Source organism: Streptomyces sp. NPDC107765 (genome assembly GCF_055657085.1).
Genome location: NZ_JBVKBL010000004.1, coordinates 397,073 through 411,419, shown reverse-complemented (window position 1 = coordinate 411,419; position 14,347 = coordinate 397,073). Strand labels below are relative to the sequence as shown.

Below are 14,347 nucleotides of genomic sequence, written 5' to 3'. Positions count from 1 at the left end.
CGAGGCCCCAGAGAGCGATTGCGTGTGCTGGGATGGCCCGCATGAAGCGCCCGGTCCTGTACCTGTTCGGCTCCGCAGCACCACCCGTCCATGAGTTTCCCGCCATGGTGCGACGCGCTCTCGCCGAGGGATACGACGTGTGCGTGGGACTGACGCCGACTGCGGCCCGCTGGCTCGCCGACGGCCGTGCCGCGCTGGAGGAGCTGACGGGCCGGCCCGTACGGTCCACGTACAAGAACCCCGGTGAGCCTGACGTATGGCCGCCGGCCGACGTCATCCTCTTCGCCCCGGCCACGTTCAACTCAGTGAATCAGTGGGCGCTCGGGCTTACCGGCCACTTCGTCGTCGGGGTGGTGGCCGAGGGCATCGGCAAACGGATCCCGACGGTGGCCATGCCGTGCGTGAACGCGGCGTACGTCCAGCACCCGCAGTTCGACCGGTCCGTGGCGACACTGCGGGGAGCTGGTGTGACGGTGCTGTACGGGCCCGGCGGGTTCGAACCGAATCAGCCGGGCCAACGACGCCCCTACCCGTGGGACGCGGCGTTCCGCGCGATCGCGGGGATCGTCAGCAGTCAGCCGTAATTCCGGTAATTCCGGTAATTCCGGTAACTCTGCCCGGGGTTACCCGTTCCGCTCCCCGCCGCGATCTCCCTCGCGGGCCAGCGGGGTGGCGGACCAGCCCTGTTCCAGTAGGGCGAACAGGTCGCGTACGGCCTGGGCCGGGTCGGGGCTGGTGCGGGCGAGGCTGGGGATTTCGAGGGCGAAGCGGGCCAGGCCGGTGATGGCGAGGTCGTCCGGGGGGAGCCCGGTGGCGTCGGCGAGCGTGGCGGCCAGGGCCTTTTCGTGGCGGGACCACATGCGGCGGGCGGCATCCCGCAATGCCGGGGTGGATTCGACGAGGACGAAGACGGGGTCGTCGGCCCGCAGCGCCGTACGGGTCTGCACCAGGTGGTCACGCAGGGCGTGCAGGACGGGTTGGCCCGGGGCCCGGTCGCGGACGGCGGCGACCAGGGCGCTCTCGACGTCCGCATCCAGGTCGAAGACGAGGGCTTCCTTGCTGGGGAAGTGCTTGAAGAGCGTGCTCAGCGAGACGTCGGCCGCCTCGGCCACCTCGCGGACGCCGACGTTGTCGAAGCCGCGCTCCGTGAACAGCCGCATGGCGGCATCCGCCAGGGCCTGCCTGGTCCGGGCCTTCTTGCGCTCGCGGCGCCCTGTCGTCGTCTCGGCCATGCGCTCACCCTACCTCAGACGAGGTGATTCGATCGCAAAGGCGATCGGGTGGAAAGTCGAATCAGTTGTACTTTTGGAGCTGCTGTGCTTCTGTGATTGAGGGAGTCCCACCCGGGGCTGCCGCGCTGACCCGCGCTCTCTCGACCCTTGAAGCGGAGCCTGATCCTCATGTCCACCACCCCTCGCATCGCGATCATCGGCGCCGGTCCCGGTGGCCTCGTCTGCGCGCGTGTCCTGCAGCAACACGGCGTGCCGGTCACGGTGTTCGAGCGCGAGACTGACCCCCGCTCCCGCTCACAGGGCGGCACCCTCGACATCCACGAAGAGACCGGCCAGGTCGCCCTGCGCGCGGCCGGCCTCTTCGAGCGGTTCCTCGCGCTGTCCCGGCCCGAGGGTCAGCAGTGGCGCCTGTACGACCGTCACGCGGTCCTGATACGTCACGACCGGGCCGGCGAGGGTGATCTGAGCAAGCCCGAGATCGACCGCGGCCAACTGCGCGCCCTCCTGTTGGACTCCCTCGCCCCCGGCACGGTCCGCTGGGGCCACTGCGTCAGCGCCGTCACCCCGCTGCCCGACGGCACTGTCCGCCTGCACCACCACGACCACACCACCCAGGACGTCGACCTGGTCATCGGCGCCGACGGCGCCTGGTCCCGCGTACGCCCCGCACTCTCCGACGCCCAACCCTCCTACGCCGGCATCACGATGGTGGAAATCCACTTCGACGACGTCGACCACCGGCACCCCGGCATCGCCCGCCTGGTCGGTGCCGGCACCATGTCGGCCAAGGCGGGCCGCCGCAGCCTGGTGCTGCAGCGCAACAGCAACGGGCACGTCCGCGGCTACGCCGTCTTCCGCGGCCCCCAGGACTGGCACGCCGGCCTCGACCTCGGCGACGCCGACGCCGTACGCACCCGCCTCCTCGCCCAGTACGAGGGCTGGAACGAGGAGTTGCTGGACATCCTGCGCGACAACGAGGGCGCTTTCCTCAACCGCCCGATGTTCGTCCTCCCCGTTCCGCACACCTGGCAGCGCGTTCCCGGCGTCACCCTGCTCGGCGACGCCGCCCACCTGATGCCGCCCGTCGGCGTCGGCGCCAACCTCGCCCTGCTCGACGGCGCCGAACTCGCCCGGGCCGTCATCGACCACCCCACCCTCGACCAGGCCCTGGACACCTACGAGAGCGTCATGCTGCCCCGCGCCACCGAGAACGCGAAGGCCGCCCAGCAGATGCTCACCAGCCTCATGCCCGACACCGACTCCGACACCGACGACGACGCCGCCTTCCCCGACCCCCAATGGCCGGCCGGCGCCCACCCCATACACGCGCAGTAAACGGATTACGTGCCCCCCCCACCGGCCCCTTCCCACCCCCTCACGGGAGGGGACAGACCGGAGGACGAAGTCTGGAGGGCTGTCACCGCACCCGACACACAAACGCCCGCCGCCAGGCGACACGGCGAGCAACCCCCACGGCGCTGCAGCCGAGTACGTACGGACGTCAATCGTCGGCCAGCAAGCGCCGCGCAATCGCATCGTTCTGCCGGAAGAAGATCGCGTCCGTCCCCGGCCGGGGGAACTGGGCCGGGCCGACGATGACGCGGTCGTGGTGGGTGGTGCCGTGGGCGTCGACCGGGTGCAGGTCGGGGCCGGACAGGCGCAGTTCGCCGGTCGGGGTGCCGTCCGCCGCGCGCGCCTCGGTGAGTTCGCCGCGGGAGAGGAGGGCGCGGAGCAGGGGGTCCGCGAGGCGGTCGGGGGCGGGGGCCGACAACCGGGCGTCGAGGAGGACGGCGGCCTCGTGGGCGGCGCCGGGCACGGCGGGGCTGGTGGCGCGGAAGACCGGGACGGTGCCGTCCGTGGCCGACGTCGTGGTCTCCACCCGCATCTCCGGGCCCACGAACACCACCACCCCCGCCTCGGCCAGGGCGAGCAGTTGCTCGGCGCGCAGGGGCGGGGGGCCGGAGCTCAGATACGTGCCGAGGGCGAAACGGGTGAGCGCGTCCGTCAGCTGGTCACCGGCCAGGTCGCCGGAGCGCCACAGGTCCTCGATGACCGCGCCGGTGCACCGGAGGGCGTCCACCAGGGCGGTGGTGACGGCCCGGGCCGGGCCGGTGCGGTGGTGGTGGGTCTCGGCGAGGTGCGCGTGCAGCCAGCGCTGGAGGCCGTCGGTGTCGGGGAAGCGGCGGCCGGCGAGCGGGGCGGACAGGCGGTCGAGGTCGAGGCGGTCGGCGGGGTCCGGAACGGCCTCGCGGGCGAGCTTGGCGAGGCGGTCGGCGTCGGTGAGGAGGAGCGCGTACTGGGCGTCGAAGTCGTCCCACGTCATACGCGTGCGGTCGGGCCGGCCGGCGAACAGCGCGCGGTAGTGGCACCAGCCCAGCTCGGCCAGGACCAGCGGCCAGACGTCGCGGCCGAAGGTGGCGCCGGGGCGGGACAGCCGGGCGCGGCAGGCGTCGGCGGTGGCGAAGCGCGGCGTGGTGGGACGGGACGGTGCGGCGGTGCGGGCCGGCTTCGGGGGGAGGGGGACACCGCGGCGGGAGCCCGCGTACAGGCGGGGCTCGCGGCCGGAGGGCAGGTAGCGGAGCCGGCCGTCCGGCGTGCGGTCGAAGCGGCCGCCGCGGCCCTCCGTCAGCAGGGCCAGGCAGTCGATGAAGACCAGGCCGAGGCCGCGGACGACGACCGGCGCACCGGGCGGGATCGCCTCCAGGGCGGCGGGGTCGGCGGGGCCCGGCCCGATGCGGGTCAGGCCGGGCGGTGCGGGCTCGGTACGCACGTCCGGGTGCCCTTGCGCGAGGACCACCCGGTCGGCGAGGAAGGGGGGTTCGGCGGAGTCGAGGACCACGTGCTGGCGGGTGCCCGGTGCCGCACCGCCCGCGGGCGTCCGGCGCAGGTCGATCGCCCGCGCCCGGTGGACGTACAGGCGGACCGAGGGCGGTCGCCCGGCCGTCACCGTCTCGAAGAAGTGGCGCAGGTAGCGGCCCTGGTCGCGGCGGGCGGCGTAACCGCCGTCGTGCAGCGGGCCGGTCAGCCAGTCGGCGGTGGTGGGGCCGGGGCGCGGCGGGCCGGCGCAGGAGACGCTCGCGTCGGGGTAGAGGGTGACGTGCTCGGCGGCGGAGTTCATCCACAGCAGGCCGGGCTGGTCGGTGCGCCAGGTGCGCCCGGCGCCCGGCGGGTACGGGTCGACGAGGTGCAGGTCCAGGGGCCGGTCGCCGTACAGGGCGGGGACGTTGGCGAGGATCCGCTCGACGAGGGAGGTGCCGCGGGGGCCGCAGCCGATGATGCAGAGGGAGCGGGCCGCCGGCCCGGTGTGGTCGTTCAACTCGGCGCTCCCCCCGAGGAGTTGGGCTTCGTGGAAAAAGGGACACCCGGTGGCCCCGTGCCGGGAGCACGGGACCACCGGGTATCGGATCAGCAGCCTCCGCTGATGGTGGAACCGAGCGCCTGGGCGTCACGCTCGCCCGGCACCTCCAGACCCTGAAGATCCATGACAGTCATCTCGAACCCCTCCCTTCCGTTGTCCGTTTCGGATGCGTACAGTGCGTAGGACGACACCGAACTCGGTGTCAGCAGCCGCCGCTGACGGTGGAGCCGAGCGCCTGGGCGTCACGCTCGCCCGGCACCTCCAGACCCTGAAGATCCATGACCGACATGTGAACCTCCCTCCGGGGGGTGAGCAGGAGTGGTGGACAGCGCTACTGATGTGTCAGGTGCCGTTGCGGGACACCTGGACCCGACGGGCCGTGCAATGACGGTGCACGGCCCGTCGGCGTCATTCAGCAGCCGCCGCTGATGGTGGAGCCGAGCGCCTGGGCGTCACGCTCGCCCGGCACCTCCAGGCCCTGAAGGTCCATGATGGTCATTTACGACACCTCCCTTCCGTTGTCCGCAGTGCCCGCCGGCCCGGTCGGGACGGTGGGGGTCGTGGCACCGTGGGCACCACGGGCGCGCTCCGGGACGGCCGGTGAACCGGCCGCGGCGGACCGCGGGTCAGGGAGGAACGGGAGCAGTGGTGTGCCCCGTTCGGCGGCGGACAGTGCCAGCAGTACGCCGGCCCCGCCGGTGGCCACGTCCATGGAGATCCGGGCCCGGCCGTCACAGGGGAAGACCGTTGCGCCGTTCAGCGTCATGGCGTGCTGGTGGAGATTGGTCAGATGGCGGCTCAGATACCGCTCGGCGGTCTCCGGTGGCCAGGGGGCCTGCGCGCGGAGGGTGGCGAGGGTGCCGATGAGACCGGCGCGGCCGCCCCACAGGCCCGACTCGATGACGAAGTCGGAGGAGCAGGCCCGGAGCAGACCCGGGAGTGCCTCGCGGAGTCGGGCGTCGTCGCGGTGGCGGAGGAGTTCGGCCGCCACGAGGGCGATGCCCGCGCTGCCGTTGTCGAGGTAGGGCAGCAGGCGGAATCCCTCGTCGACCTGGAGGGTGTCCTGCGGTCCGGGGCCGCAGCGGTCGAGGTCGCGGTGGACCGCGCGGACCGCCTCGTCGAGCAGGGCGGCATCGCCGGTCGCCCGGTGGGCGCGGAGCAGGAAGAGCGCGGGGCCCGACCAGCCGTACATCAGGCCGGCGGCGTGGGTGGAACCGCGCCGGCGCTTGCGCTCGACGGGTTCGGTGCGGGCCGTGGCGAGCCGCGCGGTGACGCGGTCGGCGAGGCCGAGGGCCTGCTGCCGCAGGGCGTCGTCGTCCAGCGCGTCGGCGAAGTGCAGGAGGTTCAGGCCGACGCCGGACAGGCCGCGGTAGAGGCTGGGGCAGTGGCGTACGGCGAGCCGGTCGGCGGCCCGGTCGAGGGCCTTGAGGGCTCCTTCGTGGTCGCCCAACTGCCGCAGTACGTAGGCGATTCCGTGCAGGCCGTCGTAGAAGCCGGTGCGTTCGGCGGGGACCCGGTCGACGGCGGCGCGCAGCCAGGCCGCGCCCTCCTCGTCGCGTTCCCCGAGGGCGGTGTGGCGGGCCCACAGGACGCCGGCGGCGCCGTGTGCGAAGCCCGCGCCGCCCTCGGCGAACTGGGCGAAGTCGCCGGGGTGGAGCCGGTCGGTGCGGTGCGGGGTGGCGCTGTCGCGCAGGCCCCGGCCGATCGAGGTCAGGAGGTCGGCGGGTGGGAAGGTCTCCGGCAGGCTGCGCAGCGGCGACGTGGCGTTGTCGTTGGGGGCGAGCTGGGGGGCGAGCCGGGACACCAGGTGGCCGGGGAGGCCGAAGCGGCGGGCCGCGGTGTCGAGCAGGGCCGACGCCTTGTCGGGGGCCAGTCCGCCGAGCGCGGCGAGCGGCAGGAAGAGCCACAGGGCGATCGCGGCCAGTGCGTAGTGGTCGCCGTCCGCGCCGGTGGCGTCGGCCCGGTGGAAGCCGGGGGCGCCGAGGCTGCTGGGGGTGGCCCGGTCGATCGCGTCGGCCACCTCGAAGTCCAGGAGGACGGGGACGTCGCCGGGCTGGATGATGAAGTTGCCCGGGTGCAGGTCGCCGATGCGTATCCCGCGGTCGTGCACCGAGGCGATCAGCCGCTCGATCCGGCCGAAGAGGGCCAGGGCGCGGTCCCGGTGGGCGGCCACCGCCGCCTCGTCGGGTTCGGGGACGGTCAGCGGGTAGATCCCGGCGAGCCAGGTCTGGAAGTCCTGCCCCTCGATGTCCTCCAGGACCAGGAAGAGGTGCTCGCCGGCCTGGAAGGTGCCGAAGGTGCGGGGGATGCCGGGCAGTCCGGCCAGCCGGGTCAGGATCCGGTGCTCGTGGGCGAGCCGGGCGATCGCGTCCCGGCCGACGCCGTCGGTGCCCGAGTACGGCCGGCCCTCCTTGAGGACGACGCTGCGCTGTCCGGCGCCGAGGGCGTGTTCGCCGGCCGGTTCGGCGCGGTAGACGCCGCCGCCGTGCGAGAAGTGCAGCGCGCCGGTGATCCGGTACGGGAAGTCGTCCACGGCCTGCCGGGCGGCCAGCGAGTCCTTCAGGACGTCGGGGACGGTGACCCAGTCGGGGGTGTGGAAGACCGGGGTGCGGCGGTCCGGTTCGAGCGTCCCGTCGGGGCGCCGGAAGGCCGTGACCAGCTCGCCGTCGGCGTCCTCCACGTAGCGGGTGCGGAATCCGCCGTAGCGGACGTACAGCGGGCCCTGGCGGAAGCGCAGGTCGGTCAGGACGTACGGGCCGGGGCGGCCGCCGACCAGCGCGTCCAGCCCTTCGAGGGTGCGGGCCAGTTCGGCGTCGTCCGCGGGGTAGACGGTCAGCAGCTTGCCGGCGGAGGAGCGCTGGGCGTACTTGCGGCTCATGGCGCGCAGGACGTTGGCGCTCTTGAGGTACTTGAAGGCGATGCCGTGCCGGGCGCAGTAGCCGGCGACGTCGGCGATGGTGCGGGGCGCGTCGTCGGGGGACGCGCTGACGTGGATCTTCCAGCCCTGGTCGGGGAGCCGGTCCTGGGGCGGGCGGCAGAAGGTCCAGGCCTCGTTGTCGTCGCGGGTCCAGCCGTCGGGCAGCGGCGGGGCGGGGAAGCGGGTGGCCTCCAGGTCCCAGTTGCCGGGCCAGTCGAAGAAGGTGCGGTCGGCCAGGGCGAAGCTCTCGGCGCCGTCTCTCATGCGGCACCCCGCTCGGCCGGTACGACGGTGCCGAGGGTTTCGGCGTCCGGTTCCAGGTAGGGCGTGAGCGCGGTCCGGCCGGCCGTGGCGAGGTGCGCGGCGAGCACCGCCCGGGCCTGCACCTTGTCGTCCTCGGACACGAAGTCCTCCAGCCCGACGGCCAGGACGCGGTTGTCCTCGCTGGGCTTGAGCGAGGCGTAGTGCTCCTCGCGCAGCAGGCCCCACACGATCGCGTCGTGGTACTGGCCGTCGAGGTAACAGTGGTCCCGCAGGATGCCTTCGACCACGAACGGGGTCTTGGTCATCAGGCGGATGATGCCCTTGTTGTAGCCGGCCGTGGTGACCTGCACGCGGTGGGCGTCGAGCTGGTGGAAGAGGTAGTCGACGAGCAGGACGACGGCCTCCGCGCCGTAGCCGCGGCGCCACAGGTCGGGCGAGCCGATCGCGCCGCCGACGGTCCAGCCGCCGATCCGGCCCGAGCGCTGGTAGCTGACGGTGCCGATGCGGGTGCCGTCCTTGGTGCGGATCACCAGGTGGTGGACCCGGCCGGAGCGGTTGGCCTGCTCGACCTCGGTGGCGCCCAGCAGCTCCCAGTCACCGCTGAGCACGGCCGCCGGCGAGCCGGGGCGCAGCCAGGAGGCGATCGCGGCCCAGTCGTCGTCGCCGGGCCATTCCAAGGTCACCAGTCGTCCCTGCATGGTGCGTCTCCTCCTTCAGTGGTCTCGTGGGTCAGCGGGTGCGGTCGTCATGGGTGCGGCGCCCCGGGGCGCGTACGGGGTCATGGGCGGTAGCGCTTCAGGACGAGGACGGCGTTGTGGCCGCCGAAGCCGAACGAGTTGCTCAGCACCACCTCGCCGTCCCACTCCCGGGGGCCCTTGACGACCAGGTCGAGGTCGTCGTCCTCGGGGTGGTCGCAGTTGCGGATCGGCGGGATCGTGCGGTCCCGCAGCGAGAGCGCCGCGGCGGCGGCCTCGGCGGCCCCGGAGGCGCCGAGCATGTGCCCGGTCATGCTCTTGACCGCGGTGACCGGCGTGCGGCGCAGCTGGTCGGGACCGAGCACTTCGCGCAGCGCGGCCGCTTCGATGCGGTCGTTGAGGACGGTGCCGGTGCCGTGGGCGCTGATCTGCCCGACGTCGGCGGGGGTCAGGCCCGCGTCGGTGAGCGCCCCGCGCATCGCGCGGATCGCGCCGGCACCGGTCGGGTCGGGGGCGGTGGCGTGGTGGGCGTCGGTGGTGGCGGCGTAACCGGCGACCTCGGCGAGGACCGTCGCACCGCGGCGTTCCGCGTGGCCGGCCTCCTCCAGGGTCAGGACGGTGGCGCCGACGGCCATCACGAAGCCGTCGCGGTCCCGGTCGAAGGGCCGGCTGGCGCCTTCGGGGTCGTCGTTGCGGCGGGACAGGGCCCGGGCGTTGGCGGTGCCGGCCAGGTCGGCGGCGGTCAGGGAGTCGTCCGTGCCGCCGGCCAGGACCACGTCGGCCCGGCCGTGGCGGATCAGTTCGGCCGCCTCGCCGAGGGCCACCGCGCCGGTCGCGCAGGCCGCGGAGACCGCGCAACTGGGGCCGCCGATGCCGTACTTGATGGACAGCAGGCCGGCCGGGTGGTCGATGGCGGTGAGGACCGAGTGGTACGGGGAGACCCGCCGCGCGCCCTGGTTCTTGAGCACGTCGTACTGCTGCTGGATGGCGTGGGCGGCGCCGTAGCCGGAGCCGATCACCGCGGCGAAGCGGTACGGGTCGACGTCGGCCCCGGGTTCGAGGCCGGCGGCCCGCATCGCCTGGCCGGCGGCGACCACCGCGTACTGCGTGAAGAGGTCGGTGCGCCGGACCTCCTGCGGGGTGAGGAAGCCGGAGCCGGCCGGGTCGAAACCGGTGAGGTCGCCGCCGATCCGGACCGGAAGGCCGGAGGTGTCGAAGCGGGTGAGCGCGGTGACGCCGCTGCGGCCGGCGAGGAGGGCGGTCCAGAAGTCTTCGGTGGTGTTTCCCACGGGGGACACCACGCCGCAGCCGGTGACGACGACGCGCCGCCGATCCGTGCGTAACTCCATGAAACGCCTCCTGTTTTTCTGCCCCGTTGTCACGCTCGGGGCGTCCTCATGACCAGAAACATGACAGCTGAGTCATCGGCTTGTCAACAGGTTGCGCGGAGTGCGGTCAGTCAGGACCGTCCGGCGAGCGGGACCATCAAGCCCCGCACCAGCGGAAACGCTCTCAGGGCGATGACAGAAGGAGTCAGGAAAATTGACTATGGCGCCGGTTCGAGGGGGCGGGAAGGGGGGCAGGGTCGCGGTGGGCGGGATCCGGGGGCGCGCGCCCCACGGCACCCGGGTAGGGCCCGGCGTACATAGAAAGTGACAGACCGCGGCCCGGAAAGTGCCTACCTGCGGACGATCCGGAGGCTGCGCCGCGACGGGACGCTGGTGACTACCACCGCCCCGCGCCGACCGGCCGGGGCGTCATCACCGGGACCATCACCGGGCGAGGAGACAAGGGAACCGATGAAGGGTTTTGCGGTAGGCATTGTTCTGGCGGTCATCGGACTGGTCCTGTGGCTGACCACAAAGGAAGTCGAGACGCCGATCTTCTCCCTGTCCAAGGCGGGACTCATCCTCGCGATCGTGGGCGGCGCGGAGGCGCTGTTCGCGCTGCTCGGATTGGGAAAGAAAGCTAATAAATGAATGCGTCAATTACCCGCAATAACGACATAAGGGCATAGCGCCCCAGGGCCCATAGCGCCGCCGCGGCGTCTTTCCGTCCCGGCGGTCGCCGGCCACTTCTGCAACCGGTCACACCGCACATTCCGTTCACCAGCCACGTATATGCGGACCGCGGTTTTGCTTTTGTGCTCAACCAAGCATGGTGCCGATGCGGCCGTCCGCCGGGCTTTTCCGGCCGCCGGCCGCGCATCTGCGATTGCCGGGTTTGCTTCCGCATTCACCGGGGTGCCCGCGACGGGCCCGCTCCCGCGCGCACCGGACGTCTTCGACCGGCCGCTCACGCGCTCGTCGGAGCGACGTCATAGCCGCCTCCCGAACGACGTCACAGCCGCCGCGGAGCGACGTCACAGCTGACGCAGAGCCACTCCGGAACGACGTCACAGCCGCCGCAGAGCGACGTGAAACGCTGCCGCAGAGCCGCTTCAGGGATGCGGAGCGAACTGCCGGGAGAGCTACGGGAGGGCCGGGGCTCAGAGCTGTTCTTGCGGCTGCCGGGCCGGGCCCTCGGCGAGCTGGACGAGCCGCTCCCGGGCCCGCTCGGCATGCCGGTACGCCTGGGCGCGGCGGAACAGGTCGGCGGCCTGCCGGTAGTGCCCGGCCGCCCGCTCGCGCTCCCCCACCCGCTCGCACGCCGCCGCGATCTCCCCGAGCGCGGCGGCCTTCTCATGGCTGCGTCCGGTCTCGGGCAGCGCGGCCAGCTCCTCGCCCAGGGCGATCAACCGGTCCCGGTCGCCGGACGCCTCCGCGCAGACCGCGTCCGCGGTGGTGAGCCAGAGCGGGAATTCCGGCTCCTGCGCCACCGAGGCGACCACCAGCCCGCGTTCGACGATGCTGCGCGCCGCCGCCGGCTCGCCGCGGTGCAGCAAGAGCAGGGCGTACTGGCCGTTGACCTTCTCCCACAGCGGGAACCCGGCGGCCGGGGTGACCCGGCGCGCGCAGGCGCCCAGCAGCTCGGCGGCGCGCTCCCACTCGCCGCGGTCGCGCAGCGCGAGTGCCCGGTGCAGATCGATCATGGCGCGCGGCCCGGGAAGGACGCCGTCGGCCGGCGGGCGGGGGTGGTCGGGCTCGGGGGCCCAGTCCGGGCAGCCGCTCCAGTAGGCGCAGCGGGTGAGCACGTCGAGGACGAGCAGCAGGTGGAAGCCGGTGCCGGGGCCGGTGGCCGGGCCGCCGCCGGGGCCCTGGGCGGTCCGGCGGTCGGTGCATTCGAGGTAGCCGGTGAGGGCGTAGCGCAGCCCGTCCTGCACCCGGCCGGCCGATTCCAGCAGGTCGGCGAGGGCGATCAGGGCGCGCAGCCGGGCCTCGGCGTACGGCGCGGGGGCGAGGGTGTCCAGCATCCGCAGCAGGACGTCGGCGCCCTCGTCGGCGCGGCCGAGCGAGCCCAGTATTTCGGCAATGGCGAGCTGCGCCTCGGTAAATACGTCGTCCTGCCGGCCGGCGGGCTCCATCGAGGCCAGTGCGCGGAATTCTGAGAGCGCTCCCTCGGCGTCGCCGCCCTCCCATTGCCGGCGGGCCGCGACCAATCGTCCGACCAGGTCCAGCCGGCGGGCCAGGCCCGGGCTTTCGGCCGGCTGAGGGCTGCCGGAGATTTCGTCCACGCCGACGCCGAGGCGGGCTGCGAGGATCTTGAGCGCCCGGCCACTGGGAATGCGCTTCCCGCGCTCGACCAGCGAGATGTAGCTGGACGACATTTCGGACCCGGCAAGGTCGTGCTGTGTCATTCCCGCGCTGACCCGAAGCTCTTTGATTCGCCGCCCGGTGTCCGCCAGCTCAGGCATTCGACAAGCCCTCCGGATTTCGAACAGTGGATGACTCCGGCCGGTCGGATCAAATCGCCGAGTCACAATGAGTGCTGGGCACTTTACCAAGTAGTCAAGAAGAAGTCGACCGATATTCGGATTCCTTCACCGTTCTTCACCGGGGGTCACCGAGATCATTTCCCGCGTGACTACGGGAGCGGAAAACCGGCCGCCGAGTACAGCAAAGCCGGGGAAGTCCGCGTCCGCCGCGGGTGCGCCGCGTACGCCGAACTGTGTGGCCGGGGCCGCGGGTCAACCTTTCGATGTACTACCCCGCGGCGATGCCCGCGCCCCGCGCGACGTGGTGCGATGAGCACGCACACGCCCCACCACCGCCGGACCCCGCGGAGGCACCCTCCATGACCCAGCCCCATCGTCCCGACCTGACCAAGGATGTGTCCTCCGCATCCGCCTCCCCCGCCCCCTCCGCGTCCGCGCGCTCGGTGCTGGCGTCGGACGCCGAGCGGGAGGCCATGGTCGAGCGGCTCAGGGAAGCCACCGCGGAAGGGCGGTTAACCCTCGAAGAGCTCGCCGAGCGCTCCGAGGCGGCGTATCTCGCCCGGACGCGTGAGGAGTTGGCGTCCGTGGGCGAGGATCTGCCCCATGTCACGGCCCCCCCGACCGCCGGCTCCGGACAGCGCTCCTTCCGTGCCCTCGTCGGCGACGTCGTCCACCACAGCCCCGCACTGGAACACGGCATCGAGGCCACCGCGGTCCTCGGCGACATCACCCTCGACCTGTGCTCCTCCCCCGCACCGCCGACCGGTGAGCTCACCATCCAGGCCAAGGCGCTCGTCGGCGATGTGCATCTGCTGCTCCCCGAGGGCGTCCGGGTGGAGATGAACTGCAGCGCGGTCTTCGGCGACCTCCGCGATCTGACCCGGGCGCACTCCGGCCCCGAGTCCGTCACCCCGCGCGTCCGCGTGACCGGCTCCGCCGTCTTCGGCGACATCATCGTCGCGCACCCCAGCAGCGACCGCCGCTCGTACTGGCAGAAGTGGCTGGACGAACGCCGCGGCCGGGCCTGACCGGAGGAACAGCCGTGACGACCCTTCAGGCCGCGCCCCGTCCCGAGGCGCCCGCCCCCCTCCCCGACGAGGGCCGGATCGGGCTGCGCGCGACGGCCCGGCACACCGGCGCGCTGGTCCGCCGCAACCTCCTCCAGATCCGGCAGAACCCGGAGTCGATGACCGACGCCCTGCTGATGCCGATCGTGCTGACGCTGCTGTTCGTCTCCGTCTTCGGCGGGGTGATCGGCCGCGGCGGCAGCCGCGCGCAGTACACCGCCTTCCTGGTGCCGGGCCTGATGGTCATCCTCGGCATGACCATCGCCATGGCCGTCGGCACCGGCGTCAACGACGACTTCCGCAGCGGTGTGATGGACCGCTTCCGCACGATGCCGATCGCCCGCTCCTCGATACTCCTGGCCAAGGTCGTGGTGGAGACGGGCCGGATGCTGGTCGCCATCACGGTCCTGCTGATCGTCGCCGCCCTGCTCGGGTTCGACTTCTCCGGCCGCTGGCCCGGTATGGCCGCGGCCATCGGTCTGACCACCCTCTTCGGCACCTCGCTGATCTGGATCTTCATGCTCCTCGGCCTGACCCTGCGCACCGCACAGGCCATCCAGGGGCTCTCGGTGATCGTGCTGACCCCGCTGCAGTTCGCCTCCTCGATCTTCGTCTCTCCCACGACGATGCCGGACTGGCTGGCCGCCTTCACCCGCGTCAACCCCCTGACCCACATGGCCGACGCGGCCCGCGGCCTCGCCCTGGGCGAGGGGCCGGTGGCCGGCCCGGTGCTCTGGACGGTGGTGTGGTCGGTGGGTCTGACCGCGCTCACCGCCCCGCTGGCCGTCGCCAAGTTCCGCCGCAAGACCACGAGCTGATACCGATCCGTACGAACGGGAGCGCATCCCCCGTCACGCCCTCGGCGTGGCTCCCCCCGTACGAAGAAGACGTGGACCGGCCCCGCCCCGGCTACCCCCGGGCCGGAGGAGGGGCCGGTCCACGCACGCCTTTCCGGCCGTGCGCGCCAGCCGTAGCTGCCCGGCCGTGGACGCCCGCCCCG

The 14,347-nt window shown here is 72.7% G+C and carries 14 protein-coding genes; 5 read left to right on the top strand and 9 right to left on the bottom strand.

Going from position 1 to position 14,347, the window contains the following annotated elements:
- Positions 1–41 precede the first annotated feature (41 nt).
- Positions 42–584, top strand: coding sequence for a flavoprotein (locus tag ACZ7MX_RS13430; RefSeq protein WP_472131675.1), 543 nt, complete (start codon positions 42–44; stop codon positions 582–584).
- Positions 585–623: 39 nt separating this feature from the next.
- On the opposite strand, the gene ACZ7MX_RS13425 is transcribed toward ACZ7MX_RS13430, so the two are convergent.
- Positions 624–1,232 (bottom strand): TetR/AcrR family transcriptional regulator, encoded by a 609-nt coding sequence (locus ACZ7MX_RS13425; protein WP_472131674.1) that lies wholly within the window; start codon positions 1,230–1,232, stop codon positions 624–626.
- 168 nt (positions 1,233–1,400) lie between these two features.
- Between ACZ7MX_RS13425 and ACZ7MX_RS13420 the strand changes: the two genes are divergently transcribed.
- Positions 1,401–2,567: an FAD-dependent oxidoreductase gene (locus ACZ7MX_RS13420; protein ID WP_472131673.1), complete on the top strand. Its 1,167-nt coding sequence runs from the start codon at positions 1,401–1,403 to the stop codon at positions 2,565–2,567.
- 166 nt (positions 2,568–2,733) lie between these two features.
- Here the strand turns inward: ACZ7MX_RS13420 and ACZ7MX_RS13415 are convergent, their stop codons facing one another.
- The 7 genes from ACZ7MX_RS13415 to ACZ7MX_RS13385 all read right to left on the bottom strand — a co-directional run bounded on the left by ACZ7MX_RS13415 (position 2,734) and on the right by ACZ7MX_RS13385 (position 9,815).
- A complete protein-coding gene (locus tag ACZ7MX_RS13415) occupies positions 2,734–4,548 on the bottom strand; it encodes an FAD/NAD(P)-binding protein (protein ID WP_472131672.1) in 1,815 nt (604 codons plus the stop codon).
- An 89-nt stretch (positions 4,549–4,637) separates the two neighbouring features.
- Entirely contained in the window at positions 4,638–4,715 is a 78-nt protein-coding gene (locus ACZ7MX_RS13410) for a hypothetical protein (protein WP_358463345.1), read from the bottom strand.
- A 77-nt stretch (positions 4,716–4,792) separates the two neighbouring features.
- Positions 4,793–4,870 (bottom strand): hypothetical protein, encoded by a 78-nt coding sequence (locus ACZ7MX_RS13405; protein ID WP_236680023.1) that lies wholly within the window; start codon positions 4,868–4,870, stop codon positions 4,793–4,795.
- A 132-nt stretch (positions 4,871–5,002) separates the two neighbouring features.
- Positions 5,003–5,080: a hypothetical protein gene (locus ACZ7MX_RS13400; protein ID WP_358463345.1), complete on the bottom strand. Its 78-nt coding sequence runs from the start codon at positions 5,078–5,080 to the stop codon at positions 5,003–5,005.
- A 9-nt stretch (positions 5,081–5,089) separates the two neighbouring features.
- Positions 5,090–7,771, bottom strand: coding sequence for a class III lanthionine synthetase LanKC (lanKC, locus tag ACZ7MX_RS13395; RefSeq protein ID WP_472131671.1), 2,682 nt, complete (start codon positions 7,769–7,771; stop codon positions 5,090–5,092).
- Positions 7,768–8,469: a GNAT family N-acetyltransferase gene (locus ACZ7MX_RS13390; RefSeq protein WP_472131670.1), complete on the bottom strand. Its 702-nt coding sequence runs from the start codon at positions 8,467–8,469 to the stop codon at positions 7,768–7,770. The genes lanKC and ACZ7MX_RS13390 overlap by 4 nt, the downstream gene beginning before the upstream one ends.
- Before the next feature lie 80 nt (positions 8,470–8,549).
- Positions 8,550–9,815, bottom strand: a complete 1,266-nt coding sequence (locus tag ACZ7MX_RS13385) for a beta-ketoacyl-[acyl-carrier-protein] synthase family protein (protein ID WP_472131669.1) — start codon at positions 9,813–9,815, stop codon at positions 8,550–8,552.
- A gap of 450 nt (positions 9,816–10,265) precedes the next feature.
- On the opposite strand from ACZ7MX_RS13385, the gene ACZ7MX_RS13380 reads away from it, so the two are divergent.
- Positions 10,266–10,445 (top strand): DUF5708 family protein, encoded by a 180-nt coding sequence (locus ACZ7MX_RS13380; RefSeq protein WP_030411458.1) that lies wholly within the window; start codon positions 10,266–10,268, stop codon positions 10,443–10,445.
- A 509-nt stretch (positions 10,446–10,954) separates the two neighbouring features.
- On the opposite strand, the gene ACZ7MX_RS13375 is transcribed toward ACZ7MX_RS13380, so the two are convergent.
- Positions 10,955–12,259, bottom strand: a complete 1,305-nt coding sequence (locus tag ACZ7MX_RS13375; RefSeq protein WP_472131668.1) for a helix-turn-helix domain-containing protein — start codon at positions 12,257–12,259, stop codon at positions 10,955–10,957.
- 380 nt (positions 12,260–12,639) lie between these two features.
- Between ACZ7MX_RS13375 and ACZ7MX_RS13370 the strand changes: the two genes are divergently transcribed.
- Together ACZ7MX_RS13370 and ACZ7MX_RS13365 are read left to right on the top strand one after the other, a co-directional pair.
- Positions 12,640–13,308 (top strand): DUF1707 SHOCT-like domain-containing protein, encoded by a 669-nt coding sequence (locus tag ACZ7MX_RS13370; RefSeq protein WP_472131667.1) that lies wholly within the window; start codon positions 12,640–12,642, stop codon positions 13,306–13,308.
- Positions 13,309–13,322: 14 nt separating this feature from the next.
- On the top strand, positions 13,323–14,165 hold the full coding sequence (locus ACZ7MX_RS13365; protein WP_472131666.1) for an ABC transporter permease: 843 nt from the start codon (positions 13,323–13,325) through the stop codon (positions 14,163–14,165).
- The last annotated feature ends 182 nt before the right edge of the window (positions 14,166–14,347 follow it).